Annotated in this window: 16 protein-coding genes; 11 read left to right on the plus strand and 5 right to left on the minus strand. The window is 66.0% G+C overall.

From position 1 onward, the window contains the following. Positions 1–93 precede the first annotated feature (93 nt). Positions 94–945, plus strand: coding sequence for an endonuclease/exonuclease/phosphatase family protein (locus AC731_RS00490; RefSeq protein WP_048708635.1), 852 nt, complete (start codon positions 94–96; stop codon positions 943–945). Positions 946–975: 30 nt separating this feature from the next. Here AC731_RS00490 and AC731_RS00495 read toward each other — a convergent pair whose 3' ends face one another. From AC731_RS00495 to AC731_RS00505, 3 genes are all read right to left on the minus strand, one after another. Continuing rightward, on the minus strand, positions 976–1,791 hold the full coding sequence (locus tag AC731_RS00495; RefSeq protein ID WP_048708637.1) for a DUF2189 domain-containing protein: 816 nt from the start codon (positions 1,789–1,791) through the stop codon (positions 976–978). Between the two features lie 74 nt (positions 1,792–1,865). Next, positions 1,866–2,663, minus strand: coding sequence for an alpha/beta fold hydrolase (locus AC731_RS00500; RefSeq protein WP_205626616.1), 798 nt, complete (start codon positions 2,661–2,663; stop codon positions 1,866–1,868). Between the two features lie 97 nt (positions 2,664–2,760). Beyond that, positions 2,761–2,976 carry a YdcH family protein gene (locus AC731_RS00505; RefSeq protein ID WP_004259319.1) on the minus strand — a complete coding sequence of 72 codons (216 nt, stop codon included), beginning with the start codon at positions 2,974–2,976 and terminating at the stop codon, positions 2,761–2,763. A gap of 190 nt (positions 2,977–3,166) precedes the next feature. On the opposite strand from AC731_RS00505, the gene greB reads away from it, so the two are divergent. From greB to AC731_RS00550, 9 genes are all read left to right on the plus strand, one after another. Then, positions 3,167–3,721, plus strand: a complete 555-nt coding sequence (gene greB, locus AC731_RS00510) for a transcription elongation factor GreB (RefSeq protein WP_004259320.1) — start codon at positions 3,167–3,169, stop codon at positions 3,719–3,721. Positions 3,722–3,866: 145 nt separating this feature from the next. After that, entirely contained in the window at positions 3,867–5,501 is a 1,635-nt protein-coding gene (locus tag AC731_RS00515) for a methyl-accepting chemotaxis protein (RefSeq protein ID WP_048708639.1), read from the plus strand. Positions 5,502–5,783: 282 nt separating this feature from the next. Continuing rightward, complete coding sequence (locus AC731_RS00520) at positions 5,784–7,415, plus strand: methyl-accepting chemotaxis protein (protein ID WP_048708641.1); 1,632 nt, start codon at positions 5,784–5,786, stop codon at positions 7,413–7,415. 91 nt (positions 7,416–7,506) lie between these two features. Further along, positions 7,507–9,441, plus strand: a complete 1,935-nt coding sequence (htpG, locus tag AC731_RS00525; RefSeq protein ID WP_048708643.1) for a molecular chaperone HtpG — start codon at positions 7,507–7,509, stop codon at positions 9,439–9,441. A gap of 276 nt (positions 9,442–9,717) precedes the next feature. Then, positions 9,718–10,485 (plus strand): ABC transporter ATP-binding protein, encoded by a 768-nt coding sequence (locus AC731_RS00530; RefSeq protein WP_048708644.1) that lies wholly within the window; start codon positions 9,718–9,720, stop codon positions 10,483–10,485. Positions 10,486–10,503: 18 nt separating this feature from the next. After that, complete coding sequence (locus tag AC731_RS00535; RefSeq protein WP_048708645.1) at positions 10,504–11,226, plus strand: ABC transporter ATP-binding protein; 723 nt, start codon at positions 10,504–10,506, stop codon at positions 11,224–11,226. A gap of 56 nt (positions 11,227–11,282) precedes the next feature. Then, a complete protein-coding gene (locus AC731_RS00540; protein ID WP_048708647.1) occupies positions 11,283–12,497 on the plus strand; it encodes an ABC transporter substrate-binding protein in 1,215 nt (404 codons plus the stop codon). A 70-nt stretch (positions 12,498–12,567) separates the two neighbouring features. Continuing rightward, positions 12,568–13,449, plus strand: coding sequence for a branched-chain amino acid ABC transporter permease (locus tag AC731_RS00545; protein ID WP_004259330.1), 882 nt, complete (start codon positions 12,568–12,570; stop codon positions 13,447–13,449). A 24-nt stretch (positions 13,450–13,473) separates the two neighbouring features. Next, entirely contained in the window at positions 13,474–14,427 is a 954-nt protein-coding gene (locus AC731_RS00550) for a branched-chain amino acid ABC transporter permease (protein WP_048708648.1), read from the plus strand. Here the strand turns inward: AC731_RS00550 and AC731_RS00555 are convergent. Then, a complete protein-coding gene (locus AC731_RS00555; protein ID WP_004259336.1) occupies positions 14,424–15,830 on the minus strand; it encodes a chloride channel protein in 1,407 nt (468 codons plus the stop codon). The two genes, AC731_RS00550 and AC731_RS00555, sit on opposite strands and share 4 nt — an antisense overlap. A 164-nt stretch (positions 15,831–15,994) precedes the next feature. Between AC731_RS00555 and AC731_RS00560 the strand changes: the two genes are divergently transcribed. Further along, positions 15,995–16,498, plus strand: coding sequence for a MarR family winged helix-turn-helix transcriptional regulator (locus AC731_RS00560; protein ID WP_004259337.1), 504 nt, complete (start codon positions 15,995–15,997; stop codon positions 16,496–16,498). Between the two features lie 203 nt (positions 16,499–16,701). Here the strand turns inward: AC731_RS00560 and AC731_RS00565 are convergent, their stop codons facing one another. After that, on the minus strand, positions 16,702–17,511 hold the full coding sequence (locus tag AC731_RS00565) for an outer membrane protein assembly factor BamD (RefSeq protein WP_038011541.1): 810 nt from the start codon (positions 17,509–17,511) through the stop codon (positions 16,702–16,704). Between the last annotated feature and the right edge of the window lie 5 nt (positions 17,512–17,516).

Raw genomic sequence — 17,516 nt, forward strand, 5'->3', positions numbered from 1 at the left:
ACGGCGGTCGTCAAGCTGCATGGACGGCGCGACCGCCCGCCCTGTAACGTTTCGGGCCCAAGCTGCCGCCTCTGGGCGAAGGAGTTTTCATCGATGAGACTGTTGAGCTGGAACATCCAGTGGGGCCGCGGGGCCGATGGCCGCGTGGAGCCGGCGCGAACCGTGGCGGCGATCCGGGCCGCGGGCGAGTTCGACCTGATCTGCCTGCAGGAGGTGGCCTGCAACTTCGAGGGCTTGCCGGGTGGATCGGGCGGCGACGAGGTGGCGCTGTTCGCGGCGGCGTTTCCCGGCTACACGCCGGTATTCGGAGCCGGCATGGATGTCCCGGACGGACGCGGTGGGCGGGCGCTGTTCGGCAACCTGTTGCTGTCGCGCCTGCCGGTGGGGCAGGTGTTCCGTCACATGCTGCCGGCGCCGGCTGATCCGGGGCTGCCGGCCATGCAGCGGGTGTGCGTCGAGGCAGTGGTCGGCGCACCCGGTGGCCCGTTGCGCATCCTGACGACGCACCTGGAGTACTACTCCGCCCGCCAGCGCGGCGCGCAGGTGGACGCGCTGCGCGCCCTGCAGGCCGAGGCCGCGGGGCAGGCGAGGCTGCCGGCGGCAGGCAAGGAGTCCAACCCGACCTTTGCCGCCTGGCCGCGTCTGGCCTCGGCCATCGTCTGCGGCGATTTCAACTGCGAACCGGGGTCGGCCGAATACGCGCGCATGCAGATGCCGCTGGGCGACGATGTGCCGGCCTGGCGCGATGCCTGGTCACTGCTGAATCCCGGCGTGCCGCATCCGCCCAGTGTCGGGCTGCATGGCGCGGACTGGCCCGACCGCGCCTACTGCTGCGACTTCTTCTTCGTTACCGAGGATCTCGCGCCGCGCCTGCGGAGCGTGCAGGTGCTGGCCGACACGCCGGCCTCGGACCACCAGCCGGTGGTGCTGGCGCTGAGCGACTGAGGGTGGGCGGAGCCCGCCCTCGCGTGATCCTCAGGATCTTTCCGCCATCGGTTCGACGAGGTCGCGGTAGGCGTGCCAGGTGGCGTGGCCGACGATGGGCATCGTCAGGACCAGGCCGACGTGAAAGGTCAGGAAACCGATCAGGGTCAGCGAGACGATCAGCACGGCCCACAGCAGCATCGGTGCCGGGTTGCGCAGAAGGGCGCCGAAGCTGGCCAGCATGGCGCTGACGGCATCCTGGTTGCGGTCGAGCATCAACGGGATGGAGACTACGCTGGCGGCGAAGGCGACGAAGGCGAAGATCAGGCCCACGCCGAAATACACGCCGAGGAACTCCAGGTTCTCGAGCCGCAGCATCTGGCCGACGAAGCCGGACAGGCTGGGCATCTCCTCGGTATAGAAGAGGGCGAACACGACCAGCGAGGCGCGCGCCCAGACGAGGAAGACCACGCCCAGCACGACGGCGAACACGCCGATGTTGCCCGCATTGCGCCGCCACACCGTCAGCGTCGGCGCCAGCGTGCAGGACTCGCCACGTTCGCGCCGGCGGCTGAGTTCGTACAGGCCCATGGCGAGGAAGGGGCCGAGGATGAGAAAGCCGGAGGTCAGCGCCGCGGTGTATTCGTAGGCGTGGCGGAACATGACGGTGAGCAGCAGCCCCATGCCGGTGAAGCAGAAGCCATAGAACAGGCTGGGGATGGGGCAGGCGCGGAGGTCGCCGAGGCCACGCCCGATCCATCGCAGCGGCGCGCCCGCCGGGACTTCGCGCACGCGCGGGAAGGGCGGCCCCGGGTCGTCGTCCGCCGGTTTGTGTGAGTCGGGACGGTTTTCGTTCTGCTGCGCCATGTCTCTCTCCTGTCGGGTCCTTGTTCGTGGCAGCGGAACGGGGGCGGCGCCTGTTGTCTTCTACCCGGAGGGTGTCAGTTCGGCCCCCGCAAGGCGTCGACCAGGGCATGCGGTGCTTCCTGCATCATCGCGTGGCCGGCGCCGGCAAGCACGATGATACGCGCGCTGCAGCCCGCCTTTTCAAGCGAATCGGATAGGGGTTTTACCGCATCCGCGGGCGTCATGCGGTCGAGCTCGCCGCTGATCAGCAGCGTGGGGCAGCGCACGCGTGCGGCGGCGGCCAGCCCGTCCTGCCACGCGTTGCAGGCCGCGAGGTCGCTGGCGAGGGCGCGCGCGCCCTGCTGCTGCATGCGCTGCAGGTTGGCCAGCTCGAACGCTGCGCGGCGTTCGGCGCCGAGCACGTCCGCGGGCGCGAAGGAGAACTTGTTGATCAGCGCGAAGGCGCGCTCGGGCTCGTTCTGTGCAGCGTCGAGCAGGAAGGGCGAGACCGGCATCGGCACGCAGCTGCCGACCAGCGCGAGGCGCTCGATGCGTTCGGGTGCCTTGCCCGCCGCGGCGAGTGCGACCAGCGAGCCCATGCTGTGGCCGCACAGGCGGATGCGGTCGAGGTCCAGGGCGTCGGCGAGTGCCAGCACCCAGGCGGCCATCGCATCGATGTCGGCCAGTGGCCCACCGGCCGATCCGCCGTGGCCGGGCAGGTCGGGCACGAGCACCCGTTCGCCGGCGGCGGCGAGCCCGGCGGCAATGTCGTCCCACACCGCGTGGTCGTGTCCGGCGCCATGGATCAGCAGCCAGGGCGCGGTGTCGCCGGGCTGTCGCGGGGCGAATTCGAACAGGGCGACCGGTTGGCCCTGGAGGTCGAGTTGTTTCATCGGCAGCGTCCGTGAGGGGTCTGTCAGGCGTGAAAGTCGGGTGTCCGGCCGGCGCGGGACGCGGGCCGGACGCAGGGAATGCGAAGGCGATGCGGGGTCAGGCGCGCTCGTCCGGCTCCAGCAGGTGCTCGATGGCGGCGATGCGGTCCTTGAGGACGAGCTTGCGTTTCTTGAGTCGGCGCAGCATGAGTTCGTCGCCGAGCGGAAGCTGCGCCAGCCGGCTGATCGCCTCGTCCAGGTCGTGGTGCTCGGTGCGCAGTTCATCCAGCCGGCGGCGCAGGCTGGTGGCATCGTCGAAGGGTTCGTCGCTCATGATTGACCTGTGCGCTCGGCGTCTGGGGAATGAAAGGCTTGGGCCGATGGTATTCGCCACCCCGCATGCTGACAACCGGAGCCGCCTTGCAGCGGCCGCCGGACAGGTGCCCTCGCAACCGGATGGCTGCCGCGGAGCGCGCGGATTCCCTATCATGCGCGCCTTGGATCATGAACTGGAGCAGCGCGCAGTGAATAAGGCGTTCGTGAAGGAAAACGACGGCGGGGACGATGATGAGGAACTCTCGCCCGCGCTACGCCTGCCGGCGGGCAGCAAGAACTACATGACCCGGCGCGGCTACGATGCGCTGCGCGCGGAACTGGACCAGCTGGTTCGCATCGAGCGACCGAAGCTGGTCGAGACCGTGGCCTGGGCGGCCGGGAACGGCGACCGCTCGGAGAACGGCGACTACATCTATGGCAAGAAGCGCCTGCGCGAGATCGACCGTCGCATCCGCTTCCTGATCAAGCGCATCGAGAGCGCCGAGGTCGTCGACCCGGAGCGGCAGCAGGAACTGGAGCAGGTGTTCTTTGGCGCGACCGTGAGTTTCTGCGACCTCGATACCGAGGAGGAGCAGACCTGGCAGATCGTCGGCGTGGACGAGGCCGATGCCTCGCAGGGGCGGATCAGCTGGATCTCGCCCCTGGCGCGCGCGGTGCTGAAGGCGAGGGTGGGCGACGTGGTGCGCTTCCAGAGCCCGGCGGGCATGCGGGAGATCGAGGTGGTGGAGATCCGGTACGTTTGAGCGGACAGGGCGGCGGGCGCGAGACGAACTATTTTTTGTAAGCCTGCTAAAGGTCCGGCCGGTCGCGCCGAAGATTGCCTCTGCCGACCCGGCGCTGTTGCGCCGCCGCGCGTGCGCGGGGTCCACGTCTTTCAGGAAGAAACCTATGTCGCTCAAGAACCTTACCGTATCGCAACGGTTCGTCCTCCTCGTTCTCGCCGCGCTGCTCGGCATGTTGCTGCTCGCCGTGCTGGGCCTGACTGGCACGCGCAGTGCCATGGAGGACGGCAACAACAAGTCCGTCCGTAATCTGGTTGAAAGCGCTCATGGCGTCGTCGCGCACTACGAGGCGCTGGAGCGTGCGGGCAAGATGAGCCGCGCCGAAGCGCAGTCGGCCGCGATGGAGGCCCTGCGCCCGGTGCGCTACGACACGACCGAGTACTACTACATCTGGACGCTCGACGGCGTCTCGGTGATGCATCCCGCCCGTCCCGAGATGGAGGGCCAGAACATGATCGGCAAGATCAGGTACGGCGACGGTCGTGACCTGATCGGCGACCTCGTCAGCGTGGTCCGCACTGCGCCGGAAGGCTTCCTGATGACCGAGTTTCCGCGTCCGGGCTCGACCACGGCGGTGCCGAAGCTGCAGTTCGTCAAGAAGGTTGACGGCTGGGGCTGGATCGTGGGGTCAGGGATTTACGTGGATGACGTCGATGCCCGCTTCATGTCCGGTGCCCTGCAGTTCGGCGGCATGGTCGCCGTGCTGCTCATCGCGCTGGTCCTGATCGCCTGGCGCGTCGCGCGCAGCGTGACGACGCAGCTCGGCGGCGAGCCAGCGTACGCAAACGAGATCATGCACCGCGTGGCGGAGGGCGACCTGCGCGTCGATGTGGAGGTCAAGGGCGGGGCCGACAGCCTGCTCGGAACCCTGGCGGGCATGGTCAACCAGCTGCGCGGCATGATGCGCGACATTGGCCGTAATGCCGAACAGGTGGCGGACAACTCGCGCGAGATCTCGGGGGTGTCGCGTTCGGTGTCGCAGGCGACCGAGAACCAGACCGGTGCGACGGCGGCGATTGCGGCCGCCATCGAGGAAATGACGGTCAGCATCGGCCAGATCACCGAGAACGCGGTCGGTGCCGAGCGCAACTCGGCGCGGGCGAGCGAACTGGCGGGCCAGGGCGCGACCCGTGCGGAGCGCGCGGCCAGCGAGATGCAGGCGATCGCCGGTACCGTCGGCGAGGCGGCGGGCAAGATCCAGTCGCTGGTGAGCAAGGCAAACGAGGTCGGCACGATTGCGAGCGTGATCAAGGAGATCGCGGCGCAGACCAACCTGCTGGCGCTCAACGCCGCGATCGAGGCGGCGCGCGCCGGGGAGCAGGGCCGCGGCTTTGCGGTGGTGGCGGACGAAGTGCGCAAGCTGGCCGAGCGCACGAGCACAGCGACGGTTCAGATCGAGGAAGTGATCGCGGGTATCCAGACCGAGACCCAGAGCACGATGGACGCCATGTCGCGCGTGTCGACGCAGGTGGATAGCGGCGTGGGCCTGGTGATGGATGCGAGCGAGTCGCTGCGCACCATCAACCAGGGTACGGCCGAAACCCTGGGTCAGATCCGCAGCGTGGCCGAAGCGACGACCGAGCAGAGCGCGGCCTCGACCGCGATCGCGCAGGAAGTCGAGCAGATCGCGCAGATGGTCGAGGGCACCAGCGACTCGATGCGTTCGGCGGTGTCGGCGGTCGAGCAGCTCGAGCAGCTATCGCGCGACCTGCACGACATGGTGGCGCGCTTCCGCGTCTGATCCCTTGCAACGTCGAGATGCAACGCCCGCGGGACCGCTGGTCCTCGCGGGCGTTTTTTTGCTTGCGTCAAGGCGTCGGCGATACGCCATCGGTCATGCTTGCTGTCACTCAAGTTATCTTGACCCGGGCCGATATCCGGCCCGTGAAGCGGGCAGATTGCTATGGAAAATGGGTAGCGGTTGCTGATTCATCCAAGAGGGGCATGAGCCGCCGACGCGTCCAGAAGCGCGGCCATATGCGTCCATCTTGCTTCAGATATGCGGTTTTTCGAGGGAGGGAAGATGTCATTTCAATCCATGCCGGTTGCGCGCCGGTTGATGCTGATCCTGGTGATTGCGCTGTTGGGTCTGATCGCACTGGCGGCAGGCTCGCTTTATGAACAACGGGCCGACATGGAGGCGGGCTACGAGCGCTCGATCAGGGGACATGTCGAGGTGGCGCACGGCATCGTGACTCACTACCACGGCCTCGAGCAGTCCGGCGCGATGACGCGCGATCAGGCCCAGGCTGCGGCGAAGGCCGCGCTCAGAGGGCTGCGCTACGAGGGCAATGAGTACTTCTGGGTCAATGACAGCGGCCCCCGCATGCTCATGCATCCGATCCGTCCCGAACTCGAAGGGCAGAACCTGGGCGAAAACAGGGACCCCAACGGCAAGTTCCTGTTCCGCGAGTTTGCCCGCGTGGCGAACGAGTCCGGGCAGGGCGTCGTCGATTACATGTGGCCGCGTCCGGGTTCGGAGGCCCCGCAGCCCAAGATGTCCTACGTGAAGATGTTCAAGCCCTGGGACTGGATCGTGGGTACCGGCGTCTATGTCGACGACATCGATCGCACCTTCAACGCATCGGCACTGCGCTTTGGCGGCATCGTCGCTGTCTTGCTGGTTCTGCTGGTCGTCGTCGCGTGGCGTGTCGTGCGCAGCGTGACGCGCCAGCTGGGCGGCGAGCCTGCCTATGCGGCCGAGGTCATGCATCGTGTGGCAGACGGCGACCTGCGCGTCGACGTGAAGGTGGATGGCGGCGCGGACAGCCTGCTGGGCACCCTGTCGTCGATGCTGGGCAAGCTGCGTCACATGATGGGCGAGATCTCGCATTGCTCGCAGCAGGTCGCGGGCAATTCGCGCGAGATCTCCGAGGTGTCGCGCTCGGTGTCGAGGGCCGCCGAAAGCCAGACCGACGCGACGTCGGCGATTGCGGCTGCCATCGAGGAGATGACGGTCAGCATCGGCCAGATCACCGAGAGTGCGATGGGCGCCGAGCGCAATTCGGCCCGCTCTGCCGAGCTCGCAAGCCAGGGCGCAAGCAAGGCCGAGCGTGCAGCGGGCGAAATGCAGGCCATCGCCGGCACGGTCGACGAGGCCGCAGGAAAGATCCAGCATCTGGTGAAGCGTGCTGACGAGGTCGGCACGATCGCCAGCGTGATCAAGGAGATCGCGGCGCAGACCAACCTGCTGGCGCTCAACGCGGCGATCGAGGCGGCGCGTGCGGGCGAGCAGGGCCGCGGTTTCGCGGTGGTGGCCGACGAGGTGCGCAAGCTGGCCGAGCGCACGAGCACCGCGACGGTGCAGATCGAGGAGGTCATTGCCGGCATCCAGAGCGAGACCCAGGGCACGGTGGATGCCATGTCGCGCGTGTCGACCCAGGTGGGCAGCGGCGTGACGCTGGTGCTCGACGCCACGGTCTCGCTGCGCGAGATTGCCGGCGGCGCGCAGGAGGCGCTGGGCCAGATCCGCAGCGTGGCCGAAGCGACGACCGAGCAGAGCGCGGCGTCGACCGCGATCGCGCAGGAGGTCGAGCAGATCGCGCAGATGGTCGAAGGCACCAGCGCGTCGATGCGTTCGGCGGTGTCGGCGGTCGAGCAGCTCGAAAGACTGTCGGTCGACCTCAGCGGCATGGTCGGGCGCTTCCGGGTCTGATCGATCGCATGTGAGGCGGGCGGGCTTGAAATCCGCCTCGCCGCCCCCAGCTAAGGCTCCATTCGAATAACCCCGACGGAGCCTTAGCGACATGTCCGAAGCGCAAACCGCATCCTCCCAGACGCTGAATTTCCAGGCCGAGGTGAAGCAGTTGCTTCACCTGATGATCCACTCGCTGTACTCCAATCGCGAGATCTTCCTGCGCGAACTGGTCTCGAACGCCTCCGACGCCTGCGACAAGCTGCGTTTCGAAGCCCTCGACAACGGCAGCCTGTACGAGAACGACGCCGAGCTGAAGATCCGCATCGGCTTCGATGCGGAAGCCAAGACCATCACCATCGCCGACAACGGCATCGGCATGAGCCGCGACGAGGCCATCGCCCACCTGGGCACCATCGCCAAGTCGGGCACGCGCGAATTCTTCGGCAAGCTCACTGGCGACCAGAAGAAGGACGCCAACCTCATCGGCCAGTTCGGCGTGGGCTTCTACTCCGCCTTTCTCGTCGCCGACCGCGTCACCGTGCTCACCCGCCGCGCCGGTCTGCCCACGGGCGAGGGTGTGAAGTGGGAATGCTCGATGGCCGGCGATGAAGCCGGCGCCTACACGGTGGAAGCGATCGAGAAGGCGGGCCGCGGCACCGAGATCGTCCTGCACCTGCGCGAGGGCCAGGAAGACCTGCTGTCGTCGTGGAAGCTCAAGAGCCTGATCCGCAAGTACTCCGATCACATCGTGCAGCCGATCGTGATGAAGAAGGAGGAATGGAACGAGGAGCAGAAGAAGCAGGTGCTGACCGAGGAGGACGAGACGGTCAACCAGGCCAATGCGCTGTGGACGCGCTCGAAGAACGACATCACCGAGGACGAGTACAAGGCCTTCTACAAGCACGTCGCCCACGACTTCGAAGACCCGCTGGCGTGGACCCACTCGCGCGTCGAGGGCCGCCACGAGTACACCAACCTGCTCTACATCCCGAAGAACGCGCCCTTCGACCTGTGGGACCGCAATGCCAAGCACGGCATCAAGCTCTACGTGAAGCGCGTCTTCATCATGGACGACGCCGAAAAGCTGATGCCGACCTACCTGCGCTTCGTGCGCGGGGTGGTGGATTCGGCCGACCTGCCGCTCAACGTGTCGCGCGAGATCCTGCAGGAATCCAATGACATCGACACCATCCGCGCTGGCTGCACGAAGAAGGTGCTGACGCTGCTCGAGAGCCTCGCCAATAGCGACGACGCGGCGGACAAGGAGAAGTATGCCGACTTCTGGAAGGCCTTCGGCAAGGTGCTGAAGGAAGGCGTGGGCGAGGACTTCGCCAACAAGGAGAAGATCGCCGGCCTGCTGCGCTTCGCCTCGACCCAGCTCGACACGCCCGATGAGGTGGTCTCGCTCGCCGACTACATCGGCCGCATGAAGGAAGGCCAGGACAAGATCTACTTCGTCACGGCCGAGACCTTCAATGCCGCGAAGAACAGCCCGCATCTCGAGGTCTTCCGCAAGAAGGGCATCGAGGTGCTGCTGCTGTCCGACCGCGTCGATGAATGGGTGACCGGCAACCTCACCGAGTTCGACGGCAAGCCGCTGGTCTCTGTCGCCAAGGGCGGCCTGGACCTGGGGGCGCTGGAGGACGAGGCCGAGAAGAAGGAGGCCGAGAAGGCTGCCGACGAGTACAAGGAACTGCTCGACAAGATGAAGGCGAGCCTGGGTGAGCGCGTCAAGGACGTGAAGGTGACCCTGCGCCTGACCGATTCGCCCGCCTGCCTGGTGGCCGATGAGCATGATCTGGGCATGAATCTCGCACGCATCCTCAAGGCGGCGGGCCAGAACGCGCCAGTCTCGAAGCCGATCCTCGAGATCAACCCCAACCATCCGGCCGTGCTGCGCCTGAAGTACGAGGACAAGCACTTCGACGACTGGGCGGCGGTGCTGTTCGACCAGGCCCTGCTGGCCGAGGGCGGCACGCTCGACGACCCGGCGACCTTCGTCAAGCGCATCAACCAGCTGATGATGGCGATGAGCGGGAACTGAAGCGATCGCCGGCCCGTGGTCGGCACAACCGTCAGGAAGGATGCCTGAATGAAACGGGCGGTGGGACGCAAGTCTCACCGCCCGTTTGCATTTTCCGGCGGCCGCGCTGCCGTGGCTGCGCATCCTGAGGGATGGGCCGCAATCGGGGTAAACGATGCTTGTCCGGGCGGATGTCCGAAGCAAGACTGATGGCGGAATAAGAAAAAGCAATACTCGGTAATGCGAACCTCATCCTCTGCCGGCCGCCAGCGGCGGGGCAGCCTGCCAGGACCGAACATGAGCGAGTTCATCCTCGAAACGCGGGGCCTGACGAAGGAGTTCAAGGGCTTCGTCGCAGTCTCGAATGTCGACCTGAAGGTGCAGCGAGGGCATATCCATGCCTTGATCGGTCCCAACGGGGCCGGCAAGACGACGGTCTTCAACCTGCTCACCAAGTTCCTGCCGCCGAGTGCTGGCACGATCCTGTTCGAGGGCCAGGACATCACCCGTGAGGCGCCGGTGGCGACCGCCCGGCGTGGCATGGTGCGCTCCTTCCAGATCTCGGCGACCTTTCCGCACCTGACGGTGATGGAGAACGTGCGCATCGGCCTGCAGCGTAGGCTGGGTACGGAGTTCCACTTCTGGCGTTCGAAGAAGTCGCTGGATGTGCTCAACGGCCGCGCGATGGAATTGCTCGAGTCGGTGGACCTCGGCAGCTTCGCCGACACCGTCACCGCCGAGATGCCCTACGGCCGCAAGCGCGCGCTGGAGATCGCGACCACCCTGGCGCTCGACCCGAAGATGATGCTGCTCGACGAGCCCACGCAGGGCATGGGTAGCGAGGACATCGCGCGGGTGGTCGAGCTCATCCGCAAGGTGTCGGCCAACCGCACGATCCTGATGGTGGAGCACAACCTGTCGGTGGTCGCGAACCTCTGCGACCGCATCACCGTGCTCACCCGCGGCAGCATCCTGGCCGAAGGCCCTTATGCCGAGGTGTCGAAGAACCCCAGGGTCCTCGAGGCCTATGTCGGTTCCGACGACATCAACGATGCCCACCACTGATCCTCAGCGAACGCAGACATGACCAGCGCCTTCCATCCCCAACCCGAAATGCTGCGGATCCACGACCTGCACGCGTTCTATGGCGAGTCGCACATCCTGCACGGCATCGACCTGAAGGTGGCACGCGGCGAGTGCGTCACCCTGCTGGGACGCAACGGCTCGGGCCGGTCGACGACGCTCAAGTCGGTCCTCGGCCTGGTCGGGCGGCGCAGCGGTTCGATCATGGTCAATGGCAAGGAAGTCATCGCCGAGCCGACCCATCGCATGGCGCGCTACGGCGTGGGCTACGTACCGGAAGAGCGCGCGATCTTCGCCTCGCTGTCGTGCGAGGAGAACCTGCTGCTGCCGCCGCAGGTGGCCAGCGGCGGCATGTCGATGGACGAGATCTACCGCATGTTCCCGAACCTGCTCGAGCGTCGCAACAGCCCGGGCTCGAAGCTTTCCGGCGGCGAGCAGCAGATGCTGGCGATGGCGCGCGTGCTGCGCACCGGCGCCAAGCTGCTGTTGCTGGACGAGATCACCGAGGGCCTGGCGCCGGTCATCGTCCGCAAGCTCGGCGAGGTCATCATCGAGCTGAAGTCGCGCGGCTTCACCATCGTGCTGGTCGAACAGAACTTCCGCTTCGCCGCGCCGCTGGCCGACCGGCATTACGTGCTCGAGCACGGAGAAATCATCGCCACCATCAGCGCCGAGGAACTGCCCGGCCGCATGGGCTGGCTGCACCAGACGCTCGGGGTGTGAGCGGCCCGCCCGCCTGACTCCTGCGTATCACCACCCAAACGAGACGGAGACGAACGATGCACATGAAGAAGCTGACGACGCTGGCCTGCGCGGCTGCCCTGGCAACGCTGTCGGGCGCAGCAAGCGCGCAGATTTCCGGCAACACGGTGAAGGTTGGCGTGCTCACCGACATGTCGGGGACCTATTCCGATCTCGCGGGTGCAGGTGCGGTGCTGGCCACGCAGATGGCGATTGACGATTTCATGGCCGAGGCCAAGCCAGCCTTCAAGGTCGAGATGGTCTCGGCCGACCACCAGAACAAGGCCGACATCGCGTCGAACAAGGCGCGCGAATGGTTCGAGCGCGAAGGCGTGGACACCGCGACCGAGCTGGTCACGACCTCGACCGCGCTGGCGGTGATGAAGATCGCCAAGGAGATGAACCGCGTCGCCCTGATGAGCGGTCCGGCCTCCACGCCGATCACCAACGAGCAGTGCAATGACGTCACCGTTCATTACACCTACGACACCTACGCGCTCGCCAACGGCACGGCCAAGGCGGTGACCCAGCAGGGCGGCGACACCTGGTTCTTCCTCACTGCCGACTACGCTTTCGGCCAGGCGCTGGAGAAGGACTCGTCCGCAGTCGTCATTGCCAACGGCGGCAAGGTGCTGGGCTCCGTGCGCCATCCCTTCCCGGCGTCTGACTTCTCGTCCTTCCTGCTGCAGGCGCAGGCCTCGGGTGCCAAGATCATCGGCCTTGCCAACGCCGGCGCCGACACCACCAACGCCATCAAGCAGGCCGCCGAGTTCGGCATCACGCCCAAGCAGTCGCTCGCGGGCCTGCTGATGTTCATCTCCGACGTGCATTCGCTGGGGCTCAAGAACACCCAGGGCATGTACCTGACCACCGGCTTCTACTGGGATCTCAACGACGAGACCCGCGCGTGGTCGAAGCGCTTCTTCGACAAGCACAAGCGCATGCCGACCATGGTGCAGGCCGGGCAGTACTCGTCGGTGCTGCATTACCTGCGTGCGGTCAATGCGGTGGGCTCGGACGAGGCGGGCAAGGTCATGGCGCAGATGAAGAAGACGCCAATCAACGACTTCTTCGCCAAGAACGGCCAGATCCGGGAAGACGGCCGCATGGTGCATGACATGTATCTCGTCCAGGTCAAGAAGCCGGAGGAGTCCAAGTACCCATGGGACTACTACCACATCCGCCAGACCATCCCGGCGGCGGAGGCCTTCCAGCCGCTGTCGCAGTCGAAGTGTCCGCTGGTGAAGAAGTGATCTGATCGCGGAAGCTTCCGCTCTTCACGACGCACGGGGCGGCCAGACCGTCCCCGTGCGGGAGTCGCACATGGAAATATTCGGTGTCCCGAGCGCGCTGCTCGGTAGCCAGTTGCTGGTGGGCCTGATCAACGGATCGTTCTACGCGATCCTGAGCCTGGGCCTGGCCATCATCTTCGGCCTGCTCAACATCATCAACTTCACCCACGGCGCCCAGTACATGATGGGCGCCTTCGTGGCCTGGATCGCGCTGAACAAGCTCGGTGTCAACTACTGGGCGGCACTGCTGCTGGCGCCACTCGCCGTCGGCGCGCTCGGCGTGCTGATCGAACGCACGATGCTGCGCAAGCTGTACAAGCTCGACCATCTGTACGGGTTGCTGCTCACCTTCGGTCTGGCGCTGATCTTCGAAGGCATCTTCCGCGACCAGTACGGCATTTCGGGGCAGTCCTACCCGGTGCCCGAGTTGCTGCAGGGCGGCGTAAACCTCGGCTTCATGTTCCTGCCGATCTATCGCGGCTGGGTGGTGGTGGCCGCGCTGACGGTGTGCTTCGCAACCTGGTTCATCATCGAGAAGACCAAGCTCGGCGCCTACCTGCGCGCCGGCACCGAGAACCCGCAGATGGTGCAGGCGCTGGGCATCAACGTGCCGCTGCTGATCACCTTCACCTACGGCTTCGGCGTCGCGCTGGCGGCCTTTGCCGGCGTGCTGGCGGCGCCGATCTATCAGGTCAGCCCGCTGATGGGTTCGAACCTGATCATCGTGGTGTTCGCGGTGGTGGTGATCGGCGGCATGGGATCGATCATGGGCTCCATCCTCACCGGCATCGGCCTCGGCCTGATCGAGGGGCTGACGCGGGTGTTCTACCCCGAGGCTTCGGCGGTGGTGGTGTTCGTGATCATGGTGATCGTGCTGCTGGTGCGGCCGGCCGGCCTGTTCGGCAAGGCCTGAGCGACTCGAAGAGGATAGACGCTGATGAACAACACGAATTCGATGTTCGCCCGGGCCACGCCGCTGCTGTTCGGTGCGCTGTTCGTGATCGGGCTGGTGGCGCCGTTCGCGGTGTATCCCACCTTCCTGATGAAGATCCTGTGCTTCGGGCTGTTCGCCTGCGCGTTCAACCTGCTGCTGGGCTTCGTCGGCCTGCTGTCCTTCGGGCACGCGGCCTTCCTCGGCACGGCGGGCTATATCTGCGGCATGCTGGTGCGTGACGCCGGCGTCACCCCCGAGCTCGGCATCATTGGCGGAACGCTGGCGGCGGGCGTGCTGGGCTGGGTGTTCGGGGTGCTGGCCATCCGTCGCACCGGTATCTACTTCGCGATGATCACGCTCGCGCTGTCGCAGATGGTGTATTTCGTCGTCCTGCAGTGGAAGGCGACCGGCGGCGAGGACGGCCTTCAGGGGGTGCCGCGCGGACACCTGTTCGGCCTCATCGACCTGTCGAACAACATCGCGATGTACTACCTGGTGTTCGCGGTGTTCTGCATCGGTTTCTTCATCATCTACCGCACCATCCATTCGCCCTTCGGCCAGATCCTCAAGGCGATCCGCGAGAATGAGCCGCGCGCGATCTCGCTCGGTTACGACGTGGCGAAGTTCAAGCTGCTCGCCTTCGTGCTGTCGGCCTCGCTCGCGGGCATGGCGGGGGCGACCAAGACGCTGGTGTTCCAGCTCGCCTCGCTGACCGACGTGCATTGGCACATGTCGGGCGAGGTCGTGCTGATGACCCTGCTCGGCGGCCTCGGCACCATCCTCGGCCCGCTGGTCGGCGCTGCGACCATCGTGTCGCTGCAGACCGAGCTGGCCGACTCGGTGGGCTCGTGGGTCACGGTCATCATGGGTGTCATCTTCGTGATCTGCGTGCTGCTGTTCCGCCGCGGCATCGTCGGCGAACTGCAGGCGCTGATCCAGCGCGCAGGCATCCGCTAGCTTGTTGCGGAAGAGGGGGCGGCGGCGCGGTGCAGCCGCCCTTCGGCCTTGCGCAGTGCGGGGTAGGCGAGCGCGTGGTACAGCGGTACGGGTGCGACCGAACGCGAGATGCCGTGCGCCACCACGGCGGTGGCCATCAGCGGCAGCAGCATCTGGTGGTTGGCCGTCATCTCCATCACGATCACGAAGGAGGTGATCGGCGACTGTGTCATGGCGGCAAGGAAGGCCACCATGCCCAGCACCAGAACCGCCGCATCCGCATCGGCTTCGCCCGGCAGCAGGAGCGCGATGTCCGAGCCGAGGCCCGCGCCGACCGCCAGGGCGGGGGCGAACACGCCGCCGGGGATCCGCGACACGAAGGCGAGCCAGATCACCGCCAGCTTGGCCACCACGAACAGGACAGGCAGGGTGGCCGAGCCTTCGAGCGCGGCCTTGGACTCGGCATAGCCGGTGCCGTAGGTCATGCCGCCGCTCAACAGACCGAGGATGGCGGTTGCAAGCCCGCAGCCGGCGGCGAAGGCGATGGGGCGCGACAGTGCGAACATGCCCAGTTTTCCCGGCAGGCCGCGGGCTGATGCGATCAGTAGGCGAGAGAATCCGCCGCCCAGCAAGCCACCGGCGAGGCCGCAAGCTAGCACCGGCCAGAGGCCGTCCGGCCATGCGAGTGCTGCGGGGGTACGACCGAAATACGTGTAGTTCCCAAGAACCGCAAGCGACATCAGGCCGGCGAAGATCACCGCGGTGAGGGTGGTGCTGTTGGCGCGAAAGGCCCGGTGGCGGCACATCTCCTCGATGGCGAACATGATGCCGCCCAGAGGCGTGTTGAACGCCGCCGCGATTCCAGCGCCGCTGCCGGCGACGATCAGGTCGCGGCTCGAGGCGATGCGGCCGCGCTTGCGCCCCGCCAGCATGTGCATGACCGAGGCGCCGATCTGCACCGACGGACCCTCACGTCCGATCGAGGCGCCCGAAAGCAGCCCGCCCAAGGTCAGCACGACCTTGCCGAGCGCGATCCTGAACGACAGGAACTGCCGGCGCACTGCGCCGTCGTCCGACAGCGAGGCCGCGATCGCCTGAGGAATGCCGCTGCCCTCGGTGCCCGGGAACAGACGCCGCGACAGCCACGCCATGGCGGCAAAGCCGGCGGGTGCGATCAGCAGGGTGAGCCAGGGCCGCTCCCGCATGATCCGTGCGTGGGTGTCGATGGCGATCTCGGCGCCGATGGCAAAGAGGATGGCGATCAGGCCCGCGAGCAATGCCGCGCCGACGAGCAACAGGCGCTTGTGCCAGCGCCCGATCGAAAGCCAGGGAAGCGCGTAGCGGCGTCCTCCGCGCGCGAGTTGCCTGAATGCCTTGCGGGTGGAAGAGGCCTGGTCTGCGGGCGGCGTGGCGTCGGGGTGCATTTCGATTCGGAGGAGGAGGCGGTCAGAGTGATGCGTGTTGGCAACAGGCGTGGCGTGTGTCGCATGCGCAAGCCGAACGATACCGCTACCATGCCGGGGAGTGTGGCAGGTGATGTATTTTTGACAATACTGATTCAGGCAAATATAGTCGGAGCAATTGGTAAATGGCGGAAACGCAACAGAAGGTGAAAAAGGCGGTCTCGCAGGTCACGCCCCTGTCGGTGCTTCAGCGCTTCAGGGTGCTCATCCGCACCGCCCAGCGTCATTCGCAGTGGATCGAGCGCCAGAGCGGCGTGACGGGCGCGCAGTTGTGGGCGCTGCAGGAACTGGCTGAAGTCCCGGGCCTGCGTGTTGGCGAGCTTGCGAACCGCATGGCGCTGCATCAGTCGACAGCATCGAACATGGTCGACCGCCTCGAGACTGCAGCCCTGATCCGCAAGGAGCGCACCAGCGCCGACCAGCGCGTCGTGCGCCTGTACCTGACGGAGGCTGGAACTGCACTGCTTGCGCGCGCGCCTTCTCCGGCGCGCGGGGTGCTGCCCGAGGCGCTGCGCCTGCTTGATCCGGAGGCGCTTGCGCGCCTGCAGGGCGAACTGGACGGCTTGCTCCTGCAGATCCGCGATCTGGACGAAGGTTTCGGCATGCAACCGCTGCCCTTTACCGAATGAGTTCCCTGTATCTGGGGGGGTGTGATTGCCCCGGGTGCGGACAGCAGCTTGAGCGGCCAGAAGGCCGCTCTTTTTTGTCCTTGTGTATTCGAATGGAATTATTGGTCGGTGTCGCAGCATCGTTGTGATCCAACGGTGGCAACAAAAAGGCGCTCCCGAGGGAGCGCCTTTGCTTGCAACCGGCCTGATTCGTCAGTACCTGCTCACCAGAGCTGCCACCAGGGCTTGTCGCTCTTCGGTCCGCCGCTGAAGTAGACGCTGTTCGGGAAATTGGTGCGCATCACGCGGTCGGCGTCATCACGCAACTGTGTCATGCCGAGCGCGTCGTAGCTCTTGACCAGCAGGAACAGAGCCTCTTCGTTCGCAGGGGCCTGCGGGAAGTTGGTGATTGCCGCCTGGGCGCGGTTGATCGTCGCGACATAAGCGCCGCGGTTGTAGTAATAGCGCGCCACGTGAACTTCGTGAGAGGCCAGCGAATTCACCAGATACTGCATCCGCGCACGCGAATCGTCCGCGTAACGGCTCTCAGGGAAGCGGGTGACCAGCTCGCGGAAGCTGTCGAAGGCCTCGCGCGCGCCCTTCGGGTCGCGCTCGGACAGATCCTGACGCGACAGTCCGGCGAGCAGGCCGAGATCCTCGTTGAAGTTGACCAGCCCCTTCAGGTAATAGACGTAATCGACATTGGGGTGGTTGGGGTGCAGCTTGATGAAGCGGTCCGCCGCGGCAAGGGCGAGCGCCTGTTCGCCTTGCTTGTAGTACGCGTAAGCGACCTCGATCTGGGCTTGCTGGGCGAAGCGACCATAGGGGTAGCGCGCCTCGAGCTTCTCGAACATCTGGATGGCGCGGTCGTAGGCACCCTCGGTCATCGAGGTCTTGGCCTCGGAGTAGAGCTTCTGCGCGTTCCAGCCTGCAGTTTCGTCGATCTGTTCGGGCAACAGGCCGCAGCCGCCGAGCAACAGGGCGCCGATCAGCGCCGCTTTTCCCGCTAAACTTCCAAGGGTGAACCTGGCCATCGAAA

Source organism: Thauera humireducens (assembly GCF_001051995.2).
GTDB lineage: Bacteria > Pseudomonadota > Gammaproteobacteria > Burkholderiales > Rhodocyclaceae > Thauera > Thauera humireducens.

Bases quoted from the DNA above. Each gene is read 5' to 3' on its own strand.
- AC731_RS00490 (WP_048708635.1), top strand. From the start codon at position 94: ATGAGACTGTTGAGCTGGAACATCCAGTGGGGCCGCGGGGCCGATGGC.
- AC731_RS00495 (WP_048708637.1), bottom strand. From the start codon at position 1,791: ATGGCGCAGCAGAACGAAAACCGTCCCGACTCACACAAACCGGCGGAC.
- AC731_RS00500 (WP_205626616.1), bottom strand. From the start codon at position 2,663: ATGAAACAACTCGACCTCCAGGGCCAACCGGTCGCCCTGTTCGAATTC.
- AC731_RS00505 (WP_004259319.1), bottom strand. From the start codon at position 2,976: ATGAGCGACGAACCCTTCGACGATGCCACCAGCCTGCGCCGCCGGCTG.
- AC731_RS00515 (WP_048708639.1), top strand. From the start codon at position 3,867: ATGTCGCTCAAGAACCTTACCGTATCGCAACGGTTCGTCCTCCTCGTT.
- AC731_RS00520 (WP_048708641.1), top strand. From the start codon at position 5,784: ATGTCATTTCAATCCATGCCGGTTGCGCGCCGGTTGATGCTGATCCTG.
- htpG (WP_048708643.1), top strand. From the start codon at position 7,507: ATGTCCGAAGCGCAAACCGCATCCTCCCAGACGCTGAATTTCCAGGCC.
- AC731_RS00530 (WP_048708644.1), top strand. From the start codon at position 9,718: ATGAGCGAGTTCATCCTCGAAACGCGGGGCCTGACGAAGGAGTTCAAG.
- AC731_RS00535 (WP_048708645.1), top strand. From the start codon at position 10,504: ATGACCAGCGCCTTCCATCCCCAACCCGAAATGCTGCGGATCCACGAC.
- AC731_RS00540 (WP_048708647.1), top strand. From the start codon at position 11,283: ATGCACATGAAGAAGCTGACGACGCTGGCCTGCGCGGCTGCCCTGGCA.
- AC731_RS00545 (WP_004259330.1), top strand. From the start codon at position 12,568: ATGGAAATATTCGGTGTCCCGAGCGCGCTGCTCGGTAGCCAGTTGCTG.
- AC731_RS00550 (WP_048708648.1), top strand. From the start codon at position 13,474: ATGAACAACACGAATTCGATGTTCGCCCGGGCCACGCCGCTGCTGTTC.
- AC731_RS00555 (WP_004259336.1), bottom strand. From the start codon at position 15,830: ATGCACCCCGACGCCACGCCGCCCGCAGACCAGGCCTCTTCCACCCGC.
- AC731_RS00560 (WP_004259337.1), top strand. From the start codon at position 15,995: ATGGCGGAAACGCAACAGAAGGTGAAAAAGGCGGTCTCGCAGGTCACG.
- AC731_RS00565 (WP_038011541.1), bottom strand. From the start codon at position 17,511: ATGGCCAGGTTCACCCTTGGAAGTTTAGCGGGAAAAGCGGCGCTGATC.